Genomic DNA, 12,204 nt, shown 5'->3' with positions numbered 1-12,204 from the left:
GCTCAGGTGCGCTCAGCCCAGGCTGCGCTGCTGAAAAATTTCATGGTTACCGCATGGATGCTGCCGTCGGCGATCCACGGATTCAGGTGAGCATAGATCGCCTGCTGGCGCTTGACCGGGCTCTGGCCGGCCAGCTCGTCGCTGATCACGTTCAACTGGAAGTTGCAGCCTTCGCCCTCAACTTCGACCCGGGTTCCCGGCAGTTTTTCTTCAAGGAAGCTCTTAACTTCTACGGCCTGCATGCTCAACCTCAATCGGCGCCCAGTGCGCGCGGGTCGGCCATCATACAAAAAAGCCCCTCGCCTGCGAAGCCCAATAGCTGGACGCGCTGACCGAGGGGCGTTTTCGGCGAGGCGGGCTATCAGCCCGCCAATACCTCGTCGAGACCATAGACCTCGGCGATTTCCCGCATATCAGCGGGCATGTTCCGGACTTCGCATGCCTTGCCGAGGCCTTGCCCATCACGGATGAACGCCAACAGCAAAGACAGCCCCACGCTACTGGATTTGCTCACCGCCGCGCAATCGAGCACCAGCCGCGGCTCACGGCTGGCGGCGATCAGCGCCTTGCCCTGTTTGCGCAAGACGGGCCCGCTGCGATAGTCCAGCACGCCGGCCAGGCTCAGCACGCCCGGCTCGGCCATGCTTACCCCGGACTCGCTCATTTGACCGCCTTCTCGGGCGAGTTGTCGGCAGTTTCCTTGGCCTTGGCCACTTCGCCAGCCCAGCCGTCGATGGTCTTGTCCAAGTCGTTGCGGTTGCGATTCATGGCATCGGCGAACTGGTCACGGAACAGTTTGCCGATATTGATACCGTTGACGATGACGTTACGCACCTTCCACTCGCCACCCAGGTTTTCCAAGGTGTAGGACACCGGATAGATAGCCCCGTTGTTGCCGGAAACCTTCATGCCGACCGTTGCGCGATTATCTTTAACGGCACTGCCCGGATCGACGGTAATGCCCTGATTGTCGTAATCGAGCAGCGCATTGCCGTAGAACTGGAACAGGCTGCGACGGAAGTTATCCTGGAAGCGCTGCATTTGCTCAGGCGATGCCCTGCGCGAGTACTTGACCGTCATGATGCTTCTGGAGATGCCGTCGGCATCGACCACAGGGCCAAGGATGCGGTTGAGCGCCTCATAAAACGCCGTGGGGTTGGATCGGTACTGTGCCTTGTTGGCCTTTAGGTCGGACAGCAGCTCATTCGTGGTGCTTTGCACCACATCGCGCGGGGACTGCCCGGGAGCCGCCAGGGCCATCAAAGGGAGAGTCGCCAGCAACACCAGCAGACCACGTCGCAGGATCGAAATCATGGAAATTCCTCAATTAGCTGGTTGGGCTTCTTTGGGTTCCTTGCCAACGGAGTTGAGCAGGAACTTGCCAATCAGATCTTCAAGCACCAGGGCCGACTGGGTGTCGTGAATCGTGCTGCCCTCTTTGAGCACAGCTTCCTCGCCGCCCACGCTGATACCGATGTATTTCTCGCCGAGCAACCCAGCGGTCAGGATCGACGCCGTGGAATCGGTCGGCAGGTTATTGACCGACTTGTCCAACTGCAGCGTGACCCGACCGGTGAAGGAGTCGCGATCCAGATCGATGGCGGTGACCTTGCCAATGGTCACACCGGCCATGGTCACCTTCGCTCTGACAGTCAAACCGGCGATATTGTCGAAGTAGGCATAAACTTTATAGGTGTCGGTGCTCGGGCTGGCCGACAGCCCGCTGACGCGCAGGGCCAGCAGCAACAGCGCCAGGATCCCGGCCAGGAGGAACAGGCCGACACCGATTTCCAGGGTGCGGTTTTGCATCAGAAATCTCCAAACATCAAGGCGGTCAGAATAAAGTCCAGACCCAGGACGGCCAGCGAGGCATAGACCACGGTCCTGGTGGTGGCACGGCTGATCCCTTCTGAGGTGGGTTCGCAGTCATACCCTTGGAATACGGCAATCCAGGTGACGACGAAGGCGAACACCAGGCTCTTGATCAGCCCGTTGATCACGTCGTCGCTGAACGACACGCTGTTCTGCATGTTGGCCCAGAACGAGCCTTCGTAGACGCCCAGCCAGTCGACGGCCACCCAGGAGCCACCCCAGATACCGACCACACTGAAAATCAGGGCCAGCAGCGGCAACGAGATGAAGCCGGCCCACAGACGCGGCGCCACGATGTACTTGAGCGGATCGACGCCGATCATCTCCAGGCTGGAGAGCTGCTCGGTCGACTTCATGTTGCCGATTTCGGCAGTGAGCGCGGAGCCTGCACGGCCGGCGAACAGCAACGCGGTGACGACCGGACCCAGTTCACGCAGCAGCGTAAGCGCGACCATCTGGCCCACGGCCTGTTCCGAGCCGTACTTGGTGAGAATGCTGTAGCCCTGCAGAGCCAGCACCATGCCGATGAACATGCCGGAAACGACGATGATCGCCAACGACAGCACACCGACCGAGTACAACTGCCGGGTGAGCAGTTGAAAGCCGCCGCCGATACCGCCACGCCCGGCCAGAGCATGGAAGAGGAACAGGCAGGAACGCCCAAGCACGGCCAGCACGTCGATAGCCGCGCGACCGAACAGGCGAATGCGTTCGAGTAAGGATTTTCTGCGCATCAACGCGCTCCCAGCAGATCGGCGCGGTAGTCTGGCGCGGGAAAATGAAAGGGTACCGGCCCGTCCGGATCGCCCTTCATGAATTGACGAATGCGCGGGTTGTCCGAGCCCATCAGTTCGTCGGGCGTGCCCTGCCCCAGCACCTGACCGTCACCCACGACATAGAGATAGTCGGCGATGCTCGCCGTCTCGGCCAAGTCGTGGGACACCACGATACTGGTGATACCCAAGGCATCGTTGAGCAGGCGGATCAGTCGTACCAGGACGCCCATGGCGATGGGGTCCTGACCGACGAAAGGTTCGTCGTACATCAGTATCTGCGGATCGAGCGCAATGGCACGGGCCAGCGCGACACGGCGCTTCATGCCGCCGGAAAGCTCGTCGGGCATCAGGTCGATGGCGCCGCGCAGGCCCACGGCCTGCAGCTTCATCAGCACGATGTCGCGGATCATCTCGTCGGGCAGTTCGGTGTGTACCCGCAGGGGGAATGCCACGTTCTCGAAGACGTCCAGATCGGTGAACAACGCACCGCTCTGGAACAATACGCCCATCTGCTTGCGGGCATCGAACAGATCGCTGCGCGACAGCGCAGGCAGGTTCTGACCGGCGACCCAGACCTCGCCGCTGGAAGGACGCAACTGCGCGCCCATCAGGCGCAGCAGCGTGGTCTTGCCGCACCCGGAAGGCCCCATGATGCCGGTGACCTTGCCATGGGGGATACGGATGTCGACGTTGTTGAAAATGCTGCGCGAACCGCGTTTGAAGGTCACACCCTTCAACTCGACCGCGTAGGCGCTATCCGAACTCATCTAGACTCCTTGCTAGGTGGCCTCGTCAACATGGACGCCGCTCCTCATGAGGAAGACACGTGCGTCCCGGCGGGCCAAACAGCGGCGAACTATAGCACTGCGTACAAGGCTCCCCAAGGTACTTTCCCAGGGTCGTTCAGGCGCCATACAGCAACCGGCGCGTGTCTCTACGACAACTCGAAGGTGAGGGTTTCTCACATTGTCGCTATAATCGGCGCCTTTTCATCAGGCATTGCTTTTTCGACATGAGCCAATCCAGCGAGCTGATCCATTCCGCCCAGCGTACCCTGAGCCTGGAACTCGAGGCCGTACAAGGCCTGCGAGCGCGTATCGACGACAATTTCGTCAAGGCTTGCGAGCTGATTCTGGGCAGCAAGGGGCGCGTCGTGGTGGTCGGCATGGGCAAGTCCGGCCATATCGGCAACAAGATCGCCGCCACGCTGGCCAGTACCGGGACACCCTCGTTCTTCGTGCACCCGGCCGAGGCCAGCCACGGCGACATGGGCATGATCACCCGCGACGACATCATCTTGGCCCTGTCCAATTCCGGCAGTACTGCCGAAATCGTGACCTTGCTGCCGTTGATCAAGCGTCTGGGCATCTGCCTGATCAGCCTGACTGGCAAGATAGACTCGCCGCTGGCCCAGGCCGCCGAAGTGAATCTGGACGCCAGCGTCGCCCAGGAAGCCTGCCCGTTGAACCTGGCTCCGACGTCGTCAACCACCGCGGCCCTGGTGCTGGGCGACGCGCTGGCCATTGCCTTGCTCGAGGCCCGCGGCTTCACCGCCGAGGATTTCGCCTTCTCCCATCCGGGGGGGGCACTGGGACGTCGCTTGCTGCTCAAGGTCGAGCACGTCATGCATGCCGGTGACGAATTGCCGCAGGTACAACGGGGCACCCTGCTCAAGGACGCGCTGCTGGAAATGTCGCGCAAGGGCCTGGGCATGACGGTGGTCATGGAGCCCGACGGCCGGCTGGCCGGCGTCTTCACCGACGGTGACCTGCGCCGCAGCCTGGATCGCAACATCGACGTGCATCGCACGCTGATCGACGAAGTGATGACTGTCCATGGCAAGACCGCCCGCGCCGAAATGCTCGCCGCCGAGGCCCTCAAGATCATGGAAGACCACAAGATCAGCGCGCTGGTGGTGGTCGACGAGCAGGATCGCCCGACCGGCGCGCTGAACATGCACGACCTGCTGCGTGCCGGAGTGATGTGAAATGAACCAAGACCTGATGCAACGGGCCAAAGCCGTCAAACTGGCCGTTTTCGATGTCGATGGCGTGCTGACCGACGGCCGCCTGTATTTCCTGGAAGACGGTAGCGAGTTCAAGACCTTCAACACCCTGGATGGCCACGGCATCAAGATGCTCATGGCTTCTGGCGTCACCACCGCTATCATCAGTGGACGCAAAACTCCGGTGGTCGAGCGTCGCGCCCGCAATCTCGGCATACCGCACCTGTTCCAGGGGCGCGAGGACAAACTGGTGGTGCTCGATGGCCTGCTCGCCGAACTGGGCCTGCGCCACGACCAAGTGGCGTACCTGGGCGACGACCTTCCCGACCTGCCGGTGATTCGCCGGGTTGGCCTGGGGATCGCCGTGGCCAACGCCGCAGCCTTCGTGCGCGATCATGCCCACGGCGTCACCCAGGCCCGCGGCGGCGAAGGCGCCGCCCGCGAGTTCTGTGAACTGATCATGCAGGCCCAGGGCACCCTGGACGCTGCCAACGCACATTACCTGTAGGCCACGCCATGTTCAGCAAGAAAATTCGCAATGCCCTGCTGTTGACGGCCATCGCCGCCGTCCTGGTCGCAGTCGGCTACTGGAACATCAGTCCGGAGAGCTTCCTCGACGAGCCTGCGGCCCAGGTCGACGAGAGCGCCATCGACTACTATGCGATCAATGCACACAGCGTCCAGTTCTTGCCTGATGGCAAGCTGCAGTACGAAATGACCGCCGACAAGGTCGAACACCTCAAAGCCAGCGAAATCACGCTGGTGACCACGCCAGACATGCATATTTTCCGCGGCACCGCTTACCCCTGGCATGTCCAGAGCGTGCGCGCCGAGGTCAATCCGGACGGCAGCGAAGTTGAACTGATCGACAACGTACGTATTGCCCGCACCGACGAGAAGCAGCGTGACACCCTGATTACCAGCAGCCGCATGACGGTGTTCCCGCAGAAGCAATATGCGCAGACCGATCAAGCCGTTAGAATCGACGGCGCCGGTGGCACGACCACGGGCGTAGGAATGAAAGCGTACTTGGAAGACGGCAGGATGGACCTGCTGTCCAACGTAAGAGGACAGTATGAGGCTCGTTAAAACCCTCCCCCTTTTGCTCAGCCTGAGCGCAGCACTGGGAAGCGCGAGCGCCTTGGCCCTGCCGAACGACCGTGATCAGCCGATCCGCATCCAGGCTGACAACGCGCACCTGGACGACAAGCAGGGCGTGGCCACCTACACCGGCGATGTCATCATCACCCAGGGCTCGATGGTGATCAAAGGCAACACCGTGACCATGACCCGTGCGCCCTCCGGCGATATCGACGTGGTGACTTCGGTGGGTAACCTGGCCTACTTCGAGCAACAGCAATCGGCCGCCAAGCCCGACAAGATGAAAGGCTGGGCAGTGACCATCCAGTACCAGGCGCAGAAGGACATGGTCATCCTCACCGACCGCGCCAAGGTCGAGAACGAAGGCAACACCACCGAAGGCGAGAAAATCGTCTACAACACCAAGACCCAGGTGGCAACCGCCGGTCGTGGTGGCAAGGTGACCCAACCTCGTCAGCGCATCGACATGGTCATCCAACCGAAGAAAAAGGCCGAATAACAGATGGCAACCCTCAAAGCTCAGCACCTGGCCAAGAGCTACAAGGGCCGCCAGGTCGTACGCGATGTCAGCCTGTCCATCGACAGTGGCCAGATCGTCGGCCTGCTCGGCCCCAACGGCGCCGGCAAGACCACCTGCTTCTACATGATCGTGGGCCTGGTGCAGGCCGACCAGGGCCGCGTGCTCATCGACAGCCTTGATGTCAGCCACCAGCCCATGCATGGTCGTGCGCAGGCAGGCATCGGCTACCTGCCGCAGGAAGCCTCGATCTTCCGCAAGCTGTCGGTGGCCGACAACATCATGGCCATCCTCGAGACCCGCAAGGACATCGACCGCGACGGTCGTCGCAAGGAGCTGGAAAGCCTGCTGCAGGAATTCCACATCAGCCACATTCGCGACAACCTGGGCATGAGCCTGTCCGGCGGCGAACGACGCCGGGTCGAGATTGCCCGCGCCCTGGCCACTTCGCCGAAGTTCATCCTGCTGGACGAACCCTTTGCCGGCGTCGACCCGATTTCAGTGGGTGACATCAAGCAGATCATCCACCACCTCAAGGCCAAAGGCATTGGCGTCCTGATCACCGATCACAACGTGCGTGAAACGCTCGACATCTGCGAGACCGCCTACATCGTCAACGACGGTCAACTGATCGCTGAGGGCGACGCCGAGACCATCCTGGCCAACCAGTTGGTCAAGGAAGTTTACCTGGGTCATGAGTTCCGCCTCTGACAGCCAGGCAACGGCCTGGAGCGCTGTTAAAACCTGTTGAAACGGGCTTAAGTGTTACAGCGCTCTAGGCAAACGCTACAATTTCAGGCATATAACTTGCTTAAGATTTGGCGCTCCGGCGCCCTGTAGTGGATGGCGCATGCGCGCCGGCGAACAAGGTATTAAGCCCCAGCCATGAAACCATCGCTCGTCCTAAAAATGGGCCAGCAACTGACGATGACCCCTCAGTTGCAACAGGCCATTCGTCTGCTCCAGCTTTCCACCCTGGACCTCCAGCAGGAAATCCAGGAAGCGCTGGAATCCAATCCGATGCTCGAACGCCAGGAAGAAGGCGACGACTTCGACAACAGCGACCCGATGGCCGAAAACGGCGAGAGCAAACCGGTCGCCGAAGCCCAGGACAGCAGCTTTCAGGAAAGCAGTGGCAATGCCGAGTCCACCGACGAAGGCGAGTGGAGTGAACGCATCCCCAACGAACTGCCAGTAGACACGGCCTGGGAAGATATCTACCAGACCAGCGCCAGCAGCCTGCCGAGCAACGATGACGACGAATGGGACTTCACGACCCGCACGTCCGTAGGCGAGAGCTTGCAAAGCCACCTGCTGTGGCAACTCAACCTGGCCCCGATGTCGGATACCGACCGACTGATCGCCGTCACCCTGATCGACAGCATCAACGCCCAGGGCTATCTCGAAGACAGCCTCGAGGAGATCTGCGCCGGTTTCGATCCTGAGCTCGACATCGAGCTGGATGAAGTCGAAGCGGTTCTGCACCGCATCCAGCAGTTCGAACCTGCCGGCATCGGTGCCCGCACACTCGGCGAATGCTTGCTGCTGCAACTGCGCCAACTGCCCGCCGGCACGCCGTGGATGGCCGAAGCGCAGCGCTTGGTCAGCGACTACATCGACCTGCTCGGCAGCCGCGACTACAGCCAACTGATGCGCCGCATGAAGCTCAAGGAAGACGAGTTGCGCCAGGTCATCGAGCTGGTACAGAGCCTCAATCCACGTCCAGGCTCGCAGATCGAGTCCAGCGAGCCGGAGTATGTCGTTCCCGACGTCATCGTACGCAAGGACAGCGATCGCTGGCTGGTCGAGCTGAATCAGGAAGCGGTGCCGCGGTTGCGGGTGAACCCGCAGTACGCCGGCTTCGTGCGCCGCGCGGATACCAGTGCCGACAACACCTTCATGCGCAACCAGTTACAAGAGGCTCGGTGGTTCATCAAGAGCCTGCAGAGTCGCAACGAGACGCTGATGAAGGTGGCCACGCAGATCGTCGAGCACCAGCGCGGTTTCCTCGACTATGGCGACGAGGCCATGAAGCCGCTGGTACTGCACGATATCGCCGAAGCGGTCGGTATGCATGAGTCGACCATTTCGCGGGTCACTACGCAGAAGTACATGCATACGCCGCGCGGCATCTATGAGTTGAAATACTTTTTCTCCAGCCACGTCAGCACTGCCGAAGGCGGCGAATGCTCGTCCACGGCAATCCGCGCGATCATCAAGAAACTGGTTGCTGCGGAAAATCAGAAAAAGCCATTGAGTGACAGCAAGATCGCTGGTTTACTGGAGGCACAAGGCATCCAGGTAGCCCGTCGCACGGTCGCCAAGTACCGCGAGTCGCTCGGCATTGCACCTTCCAGCGAACGCAAGCGACTGATGTAAAGCCCGGATGTGCCACGGCGTTTCAGTGGCAGGTGCAACACCTGCCTCTTACATGCACGGCAACAAAAGGAGAAGCTGTATGCAAGTCAACATCAGTGGACACCATGTAGAAGTCACCGAGCCCCTGCGCGACTATGTACTCGATAAACTTGCCCGGGTGGAGGGTCACTTCGACAAGATCACCAACGTGCAGGTCATCCTGAAAGTCGAGAAGCTGCAGCAGAAGGTCGAAGCCACCCTGCAGATCCCGGGCGGTGAAGTGGTTGCCAACGCAGAACACGAAGACATGTATGCAGCCATCGACGCCCTGGCCGACAAGCTCGACCGCCAATTGAAAAAACACAAGGAAAAACAGCAAAGCCTGCTGCAAGGTGCAGCCGCACGCTGATACCCCTCATCCATGACCCGACTTGAATCCATCCTGACCCCCGGCCGTTCCTTGGTGAACGTGCCGGGCGGCAGTAAGAAGAGCGCCCTGGAAAAGGTCGCCAACCTGATTGCCCAGCAAGTACCCGAGCTGAAGATGCAGGACGTCTTCGAGAAGCTTCTTGCCCGCGAGAAGCTGGGTTCCACTGGGTTCGGCAACGGCATTGCCATTCCCCACTGCCGCCTGAAAGGTTGCAGCGCTCCCGTAAGCGCATTGCTGCATTTGGATGCGCCCATCGACTATGACGCGATCGACGGAGCGCCGGTCGACCTGCTCTTCGTGCTACTGGTACCAGAAGCCGCCACTGACGCGCATCTCGAATTGCTGCGCCAGATCGCCAGCATGCTCGACCGCAAAGATGTTCGTGACCGTCTGCGTGCCGCCGACAGCAACGAAGCGCTTTATCAGGTCGTCTTGAACGTCCAGAACGAGCTCTGAACATGCGCCTGATCATCGTCAGCGGCCGATCCGGCTCCGGCAAGAGCACCGCGCTCGATGTGTTGGAAGACAACGGTTACTACTGCATCGACAACCTGCCCGCCGGGTTGCTGCCACAACTGGCCGAAAGCGCACTGATCAACACCGAGCTGTCGCAGCCCAAAGTCGCCGTCTCAATCGACGCGCGAAACCTGCCCAGCCATCTGTCCCGTTTCCCCGAGTTACTCGAGGATGCCCGCGCGCGACATATCCAGTGCGACGTGGTCTACCTCGATGCCGACGAAGATACGCTGCTCAAGCGCTTCTCGGAGACCCGCCGGCGCCACCCCCTGACCAACGCCAATCGTTCACTCGCCGAAGCGATTCGCGTCGAGACCGAACTGCTCGGGCCGATCGCCGACCTCGCCGACCTCAAGATCGACACTACCAGTCTGAACCTTTATCAACTGCGTGATTCGATCAAGCTGCGCCTACTCAACCAGCCCGAACCCGGCACTGCATTCCTCGTCGAATCCTTCGGTTTCAAACGTGGCATGCCAGTGGACGCGGACCTGGTGTTCGACGTACGCTGCCTGCCCAATCCGTACTGGAAGCCCGAATTGCGTGAGCATTCTGGGCTCGAGCAGCCGGTCATCGATTACCTGGCGGCCCAGCCAGATGTCGAGGAGATGTACCAAGACATCTCCAGCTACCTGCTCAAATGGCTACCGCGTTTTGCGGCCAGCAACCGCGCCTACGTGACCATCGCCATCGGCTGCACCGGCGGACATCATCGTTCGGTGTATATCACCGAGCGGCTGGGGCAATTGCTACAGCGCACCCTGAAAAACGTCCAGGTTCGCCATCGCGACCTCTAATACAGGATCCACCCGACAATGCCGGCCCGCGAAATCACCATCATCAACAAGCTGGGCCTGCATGCCCGCGCGGCAGCCAAGTTCGTCGGCGTGGCCGGGAAGTTTCCCTGTCAGGTACGTGTCGGGCGCGCCCCAGACAAGTTGGTGGACGGAAAAAGCATCATGGCAGTGATGATGCTGGCAGCCGGCAAGGGCACCCCGGTGCACCTGCACACCGAGGGAGAGCAGGACGAAGAAGCCCTGCAAGCCTTGGTGGCGCTGATCAACAACTATTTCGACGAGGGCGAATGAACCCAAGCCTGGCGCAAACCAGGCTCAGGACATCGCCGTATCCATCACCATCATCAGGCAGAAGCCGATACACAGGCCCAGGCTGGCCAATCGGTGATGACCATTGCTGCGCGACTCCGGAATGATTTCCTGAGTCACTACCAGTAACATCGCCCCTGCCGCACAGGCCAGCCCAAGCGGCAGCAGCAACTGTGCGACATTGACCAGCCAGGCGCAGATCAGCGCCGCCACCGGCTCCACCAGCCCTGACGCCGCACCGATCAAGAATGCCTTGAGCCGGTGCATGCCAGCCCCCGCCAAGACCAGCGCAATGACCAGTCCCTCCGGCACATCCTGCAAAGCGATGCCCATCGCCAGGCTGTCGGCATCGGGCATGCCTCCTCCAGCGGAGACACCTATCGCCATGCCTTCAGGAATGTTGTGGGCGACGATGGCGGCCACGAACAACCAGACCCGCGCCGCGATCACTGGCTCAGGCCCCTGCCCTGCCAGGGACTCGGGCGAAACCCGAGCGATACGCAGGTCGATCAGGAACAGGCACAGGGCCCCGGCAAGCAAGCCGGCACTGACCAGCGCCCCGGCGCCCCAGGGATCGAAACCGATGGCCCGCGCGGCTTCCAGGCCAGGCATGATCAGCGAAAACGCGGTTGCAGCCAGCATCACCCCGGCACCGAAACCCAGCAACGTATCAGCGATGGCCACCGGCATCTTGCGGATCACCAGGACCGGCACCGCGCCCAATGCCGTGCCCAAGGCGCACAAGGCACCGCCCTGTAGCGCACGCAACATCCGTGGCTCCAGTTCCAACCAGGCGATGCCTCGTGCCACCAGCAGCGCAGTGCCGGCCAAGAGCAGCAAGGTCCCAAGCGCCATGCGGAACAGGCGCACACTCCCGACAGACATCACGTCAGTGCGCATCGCGGATCGACTCACTTGAGGGCTTCGAGATAACGACGTTCCACGTCCGCCCAGTCGATGACGTTATAGAAGGCGCCAATGTACTCCGGTCGGCGGTTCTGGTACTTCAGGTAATAGGCATGCTCCCACACATCCAGCCCCAGGATCGGCGTATTGCCGTGCATCAGCGGGCTGTCCTGATTGCCGCTGCTTTCCACCACCAGACGCTTGTCCGGCGTGACGCTGAGCCAGGCCCAGCCGCTGCCGAAGCGCGTCAACGCGGCCTTGGTGAACGCCTCCTTGAAGGTATCGAAACCACCCAGTTCGCGCTCGATAGCCTGCGCCACCTGCCCTGATGGCTGACCGCCGCCCTGCGGCGACATCACGGTCCAGAACAGGCTGTGGTTGGCATGCCCCCCGCCCTGGTTGATCACCGCCCCTTGCAGCTTTTCGGGCAGTTGCTTGACCGCCCCAACCAGACGCTCCACCGGCCATTCGGCCCACTCTGTGCCTTCAAGGGCGGCATTGAGATTGTTGATGTAGGTCTGATGGTGCTTGCTGTGGTGGATCTCCATGGTCTGGGCGTCGATGTGCGGCTCCAGGGCATCGTAGGCGTAGGGCAAGGCAGGCAAGGTGTGGGGCAT

The 12,204-nt window shown here is 61.1% G+C and carries 18 protein-coding genes; 10 read left to right on the top strand and 8 right to left on the bottom strand.

Translation table 11 applies throughout. From position 1 onward, the window contains the following. Positions 1-2: 2 nt before the first annotated feature. The 6 genes from NJ69_RS01425 to NJ69_RS01400 form a co-directional block, all read right to left on the bottom strand. Positions 3-242 (bottom strand): BolA family protein, encoded by a 240-nt coding sequence (locus NJ69_RS01425; RefSeq protein ID WP_029613593.1) that lies wholly within the window; start codon positions 240-242, stop codon positions 3-5. A gap of 119 nt (positions 243-361) precedes the next feature. Then, the gene (locus tag NJ69_RS01420) at positions 362-664 is read right to left on the bottom strand and encodes an STAS domain-containing protein (protein ID WP_039575626.1); all 303 of its coding nucleotides are present in this window, start codon (positions 662-664) and stop codon (positions 362-364) included. Continuing rightward, positions 661-1,314, bottom strand: coding sequence for an MlaC/ttg2D family ABC transporter substrate-binding protein (locus tag NJ69_RS01415; RefSeq protein ID WP_039575623.1), 654 nt, complete (start codon positions 1,312-1,314; stop codon positions 661-663). Before NJ69_RS01415 ends, NJ69_RS01420 begins: the two co-directional genes overlap by 4 nt. A 9-nt stretch (positions 1,315-1,323) precedes the next feature. Continuing rightward, positions 1,324-1,809, bottom strand: coding sequence for an outer membrane lipid asymmetry maintenance protein MlaD (mlaD, locus tag NJ69_RS01410; protein WP_039575620.1), 486 nt, complete (start codon positions 1,807-1,809; stop codon positions 1,324-1,326). Beyond that, positions 1,809-2,606, bottom strand: coding sequence for a lipid asymmetry maintenance ABC transporter permease subunit MlaE (gene mlaE / locus NJ69_RS01405; protein ID WP_039575617.1), 798 nt, complete (start codon positions 2,604-2,606; stop codon positions 1,809-1,811). The genes mlaD and mlaE overlap by 1 nt, the downstream gene beginning before the upstream one ends. Continuing rightward, entirely contained in the window at positions 2,606-3,415 is an 810-nt protein-coding gene (locus NJ69_RS01400) for an ATP-binding cassette domain-containing protein (protein ID WP_029613597.1), read from the bottom strand. The genes mlaE and NJ69_RS01400 overlap by 1 nt, the downstream gene beginning before the upstream one ends. Before the next feature lie 245 nt (positions 3,416-3,660). Here NJ69_RS01400 and NJ69_RS01395 point away from each other — a divergent pair, with 245 nt between their 5' ends. The 10 genes from NJ69_RS01395 (at position 3,661) to NJ69_RS01350 (ending at position 10,663) form a co-directional block, all read left to right on the top strand. Next, the gene (locus tag NJ69_RS01395; RefSeq protein ID WP_039575615.1) at positions 3,661-4,635 is read left to right on the top strand and encodes a KpsF/GutQ family sugar-phosphate isomerase; all 975 of its coding nucleotides are present in this window, start codon (positions 3,661-3,663) and stop codon (positions 4,633-4,635) included. Between the two features lies 1 nt (position 4,636). After that, positions 4,637-5,161 (top strand): KdsC family phosphatase, encoded by a 525-nt coding sequence (locus NJ69_RS01390; protein WP_039575613.1) that lies wholly within the window; start codon positions 4,637-4,639, stop codon positions 5,159-5,161. A gap of 8 nt (positions 5,162-5,169) precedes the next feature. Continuing rightward, a complete protein-coding gene (gene lptC / locus NJ69_RS01385; protein ID WP_029613599.1) occupies positions 5,170-5,742 on the top strand; it encodes an LPS export ABC transporter periplasmic protein LptC in 573 nt (190 codons plus the stop codon). After that, the gene (gene lptA, locus NJ69_RS01380; protein WP_029613600.1) at positions 5,729-6,253 is read left to right on the top strand and encodes a lipopolysaccharide transport periplasmic protein LptA; all 525 of its coding nucleotides are present in this window, start codon (positions 5,729-5,731) and stop codon (positions 6,251-6,253) included. The genes lptC and lptA overlap by 14 nt, the downstream gene beginning before the upstream one ends. A gap of 3 nt (positions 6,254-6,256) precedes the next feature. After that, complete coding sequence (lptB, locus tag NJ69_RS01375; protein ID WP_029613601.1) at positions 6,257-6,982, top strand: LPS export ABC transporter ATP-binding protein; 726 nt, start codon at positions 6,257-6,259, stop codon at positions 6,980-6,982. 174 nt (positions 6,983-7,156) lie between these two features. After that, complete coding sequence (locus tag NJ69_RS01370) at positions 7,157-8,650, top strand: RNA polymerase factor sigma-54 (protein ID WP_039575611.1); 1,494 nt, start codon at positions 7,157-7,159, stop codon at positions 8,648-8,650. Between the two features lie 79 nt (positions 8,651-8,729). After that, on the top strand, positions 8,730-9,038 hold the full coding sequence (hpf, locus tag NJ69_RS01365; protein WP_029613602.1) for a ribosome hibernation-promoting factor, HPF/YfiA family: 309 nt from the start codon (positions 8,730-8,732) through the stop codon (positions 9,036-9,038). A gap of 12 nt (positions 9,039-9,050) precedes the next feature. Next, on the top strand, positions 9,051-9,515 hold the full coding sequence (gene ptsN, locus NJ69_RS01360) for a PTS IIA-like nitrogen regulatory protein PtsN (RefSeq protein ID WP_039575609.1): 465 nt from the start codon (positions 9,051-9,053) through the stop codon (positions 9,513-9,515). Positions 9,516-9,517: 2 nt separating this feature from the next. Further along, positions 9,518-10,372, top strand: coding sequence for an RNase adapter RapZ (rapZ, locus tag NJ69_RS01355; protein ID WP_029613604.1), 855 nt, complete (start codon positions 9,518-9,520; stop codon positions 10,370-10,372). Positions 10,373-10,390: 18 nt separating this feature from the next. Next, a complete protein-coding gene (locus NJ69_RS01350) occupies positions 10,391-10,663 on the top strand; it encodes an HPr family phosphocarrier protein (RefSeq protein WP_029613605.1) in 273 nt (90 codons plus the stop codon). 24 nt (positions 10,664-10,687) lie between these two features. Here the strand turns inward: NJ69_RS01350 and NJ69_RS01345 are convergent, their stop codons facing one another. Then, positions 10,688-11,581: a ZIP family metal transporter gene (locus NJ69_RS01345; RefSeq protein WP_039575606.1), complete on the bottom strand. Its 894-nt coding sequence runs from the start codon at positions 11,579-11,581 to the stop codon at positions 10,688-10,690. A gap of 11 nt (positions 11,582-11,592) precedes the next feature. Continuing rightward, positions 11,593-12,204, bottom strand: a complete 612-nt coding sequence (locus NJ69_RS01340; protein ID WP_039575603.1) for a superoxide dismutase — start codon at positions 12,202-12,204, stop codon at positions 11,593-11,595.

The sequence above is a fragment of the Pseudomonas parafulva genome (assembly GCF_000800255.1).
GTDB classification, from domain to species: domain Bacteria; phylum Pseudomonadota; class Gammaproteobacteria; order Pseudomonadales; family Pseudomonadaceae; genus Aquipseudomonas; species Aquipseudomonas boreofloridensis.
The sequence above is the reverse complement of the archived record's forward strand: the minus strand, read 5'-3'. Positions and strand labels throughout refer to the sequence as shown.

Coding starts and splice junctions, on each gene's coding strand:
- rapZ (WP_029613604.1), top strand. CDS start 9,518: ATGCGCCTGATCATCGTCAGCGGCCGATCCGGCTCCGGCAAGAGCACC.
- NJ69_RS01340 (WP_039575603.1), bottom strand. CDS start 12,204: ATGCCCCACACCTTGCCTGCCTTGCCCTACGCCTACGATGCCCTGGAG.
- NJ69_RS01370 (WP_039575611.1), top strand. CDS start 7,157: ATGAAACCATCGCTCGTCCTAAAAATGGGCCAGCAACTGACGATGACC.
- hpf (WP_029613602.1), top strand. CDS start 8,730: ATGCAAGTCAACATCAGTGGACACCATGTAGAAGTCACCGAGCCCCTG.
- NJ69_RS01420 (WP_039575626.1), bottom strand. CDS start 664: ATGAGCGAGTCCGGGGTAAGCATGGCCGAGCCGGGCGTGCTGAGCCTG.
- NJ69_RS01425 (WP_029613593.1), bottom strand. CDS start 242: ATGCAGGCCGTAGAAGTTAAGAGCTTCCTTGAAGAAAAACTGCCGGGA.
- NJ69_RS01400 (WP_029613597.1), bottom strand. CDS start 3,415: ATGAGTTCGGATAGCGCCTACGCGGTCGAGTTGAAGGGTGTGACCTTC.
- NJ69_RS01390 (WP_039575613.1), top strand. CDS start 4,637: ATGAACCAAGACCTGATGCAACGGGCCAAAGCCGTCAAACTGGCCGTT.
- NJ69_RS01345 (WP_039575606.1), bottom strand. CDS start 11,581: ATGCGCACTGACGTGATGTCTGTCGGGAGTGTGCGCCTGTTCCGCATG.
- NJ69_RS01350 (WP_029613605.1), top strand. CDS start 10,391: ATGCCGGCCCGCGAAATCACCATCATCAACAAGCTGGGCCTGCATGCC.
- lptC (WP_029613599.1), top strand. CDS start 5,170: ATGTTCAGCAAGAAAATTCGCAATGCCCTGCTGTTGACGGCCATCGCC.
- ptsN (WP_039575609.1), top strand. CDS start 9,051: ATGACCCGACTTGAATCCATCCTGACCCCCGGCCGTTCCTTGGTGAAC.
- mlaE (WP_039575617.1), bottom strand. CDS start 2,606: ATGCGCAGAAAATCCTTACTCGAACGCATTCGCCTGTTCGGTCGCGCG.
- mlaD (WP_039575620.1), bottom strand. CDS start 1,809: ATGCAAAACCGCACCCTGGAAATCGGTGTCGGCCTGTTCCTCCTGGCC.
- NJ69_RS01395 (WP_039575615.1), top strand. CDS start 3,661: ATGAGCCAATCCAGCGAGCTGATCCATTCCGCCCAGCGTACCCTGAGC.
- lptB (WP_029613601.1), top strand. CDS start 6,257: ATGGCAACCCTCAAAGCTCAGCACCTGGCCAAGAGCTACAAGGGCCGC.
- NJ69_RS01415 (WP_039575623.1), bottom strand. CDS start 1,314: ATGATTTCGATCCTGCGACGTGGTCTGCTGGTGTTGCTGGCGACTCTC.
- lptA (WP_029613600.1), top strand. CDS start 5,729: ATGAGGCTCGTTAAAACCCTCCCCCTTTTGCTCAGCCTGAGCGCAGCA.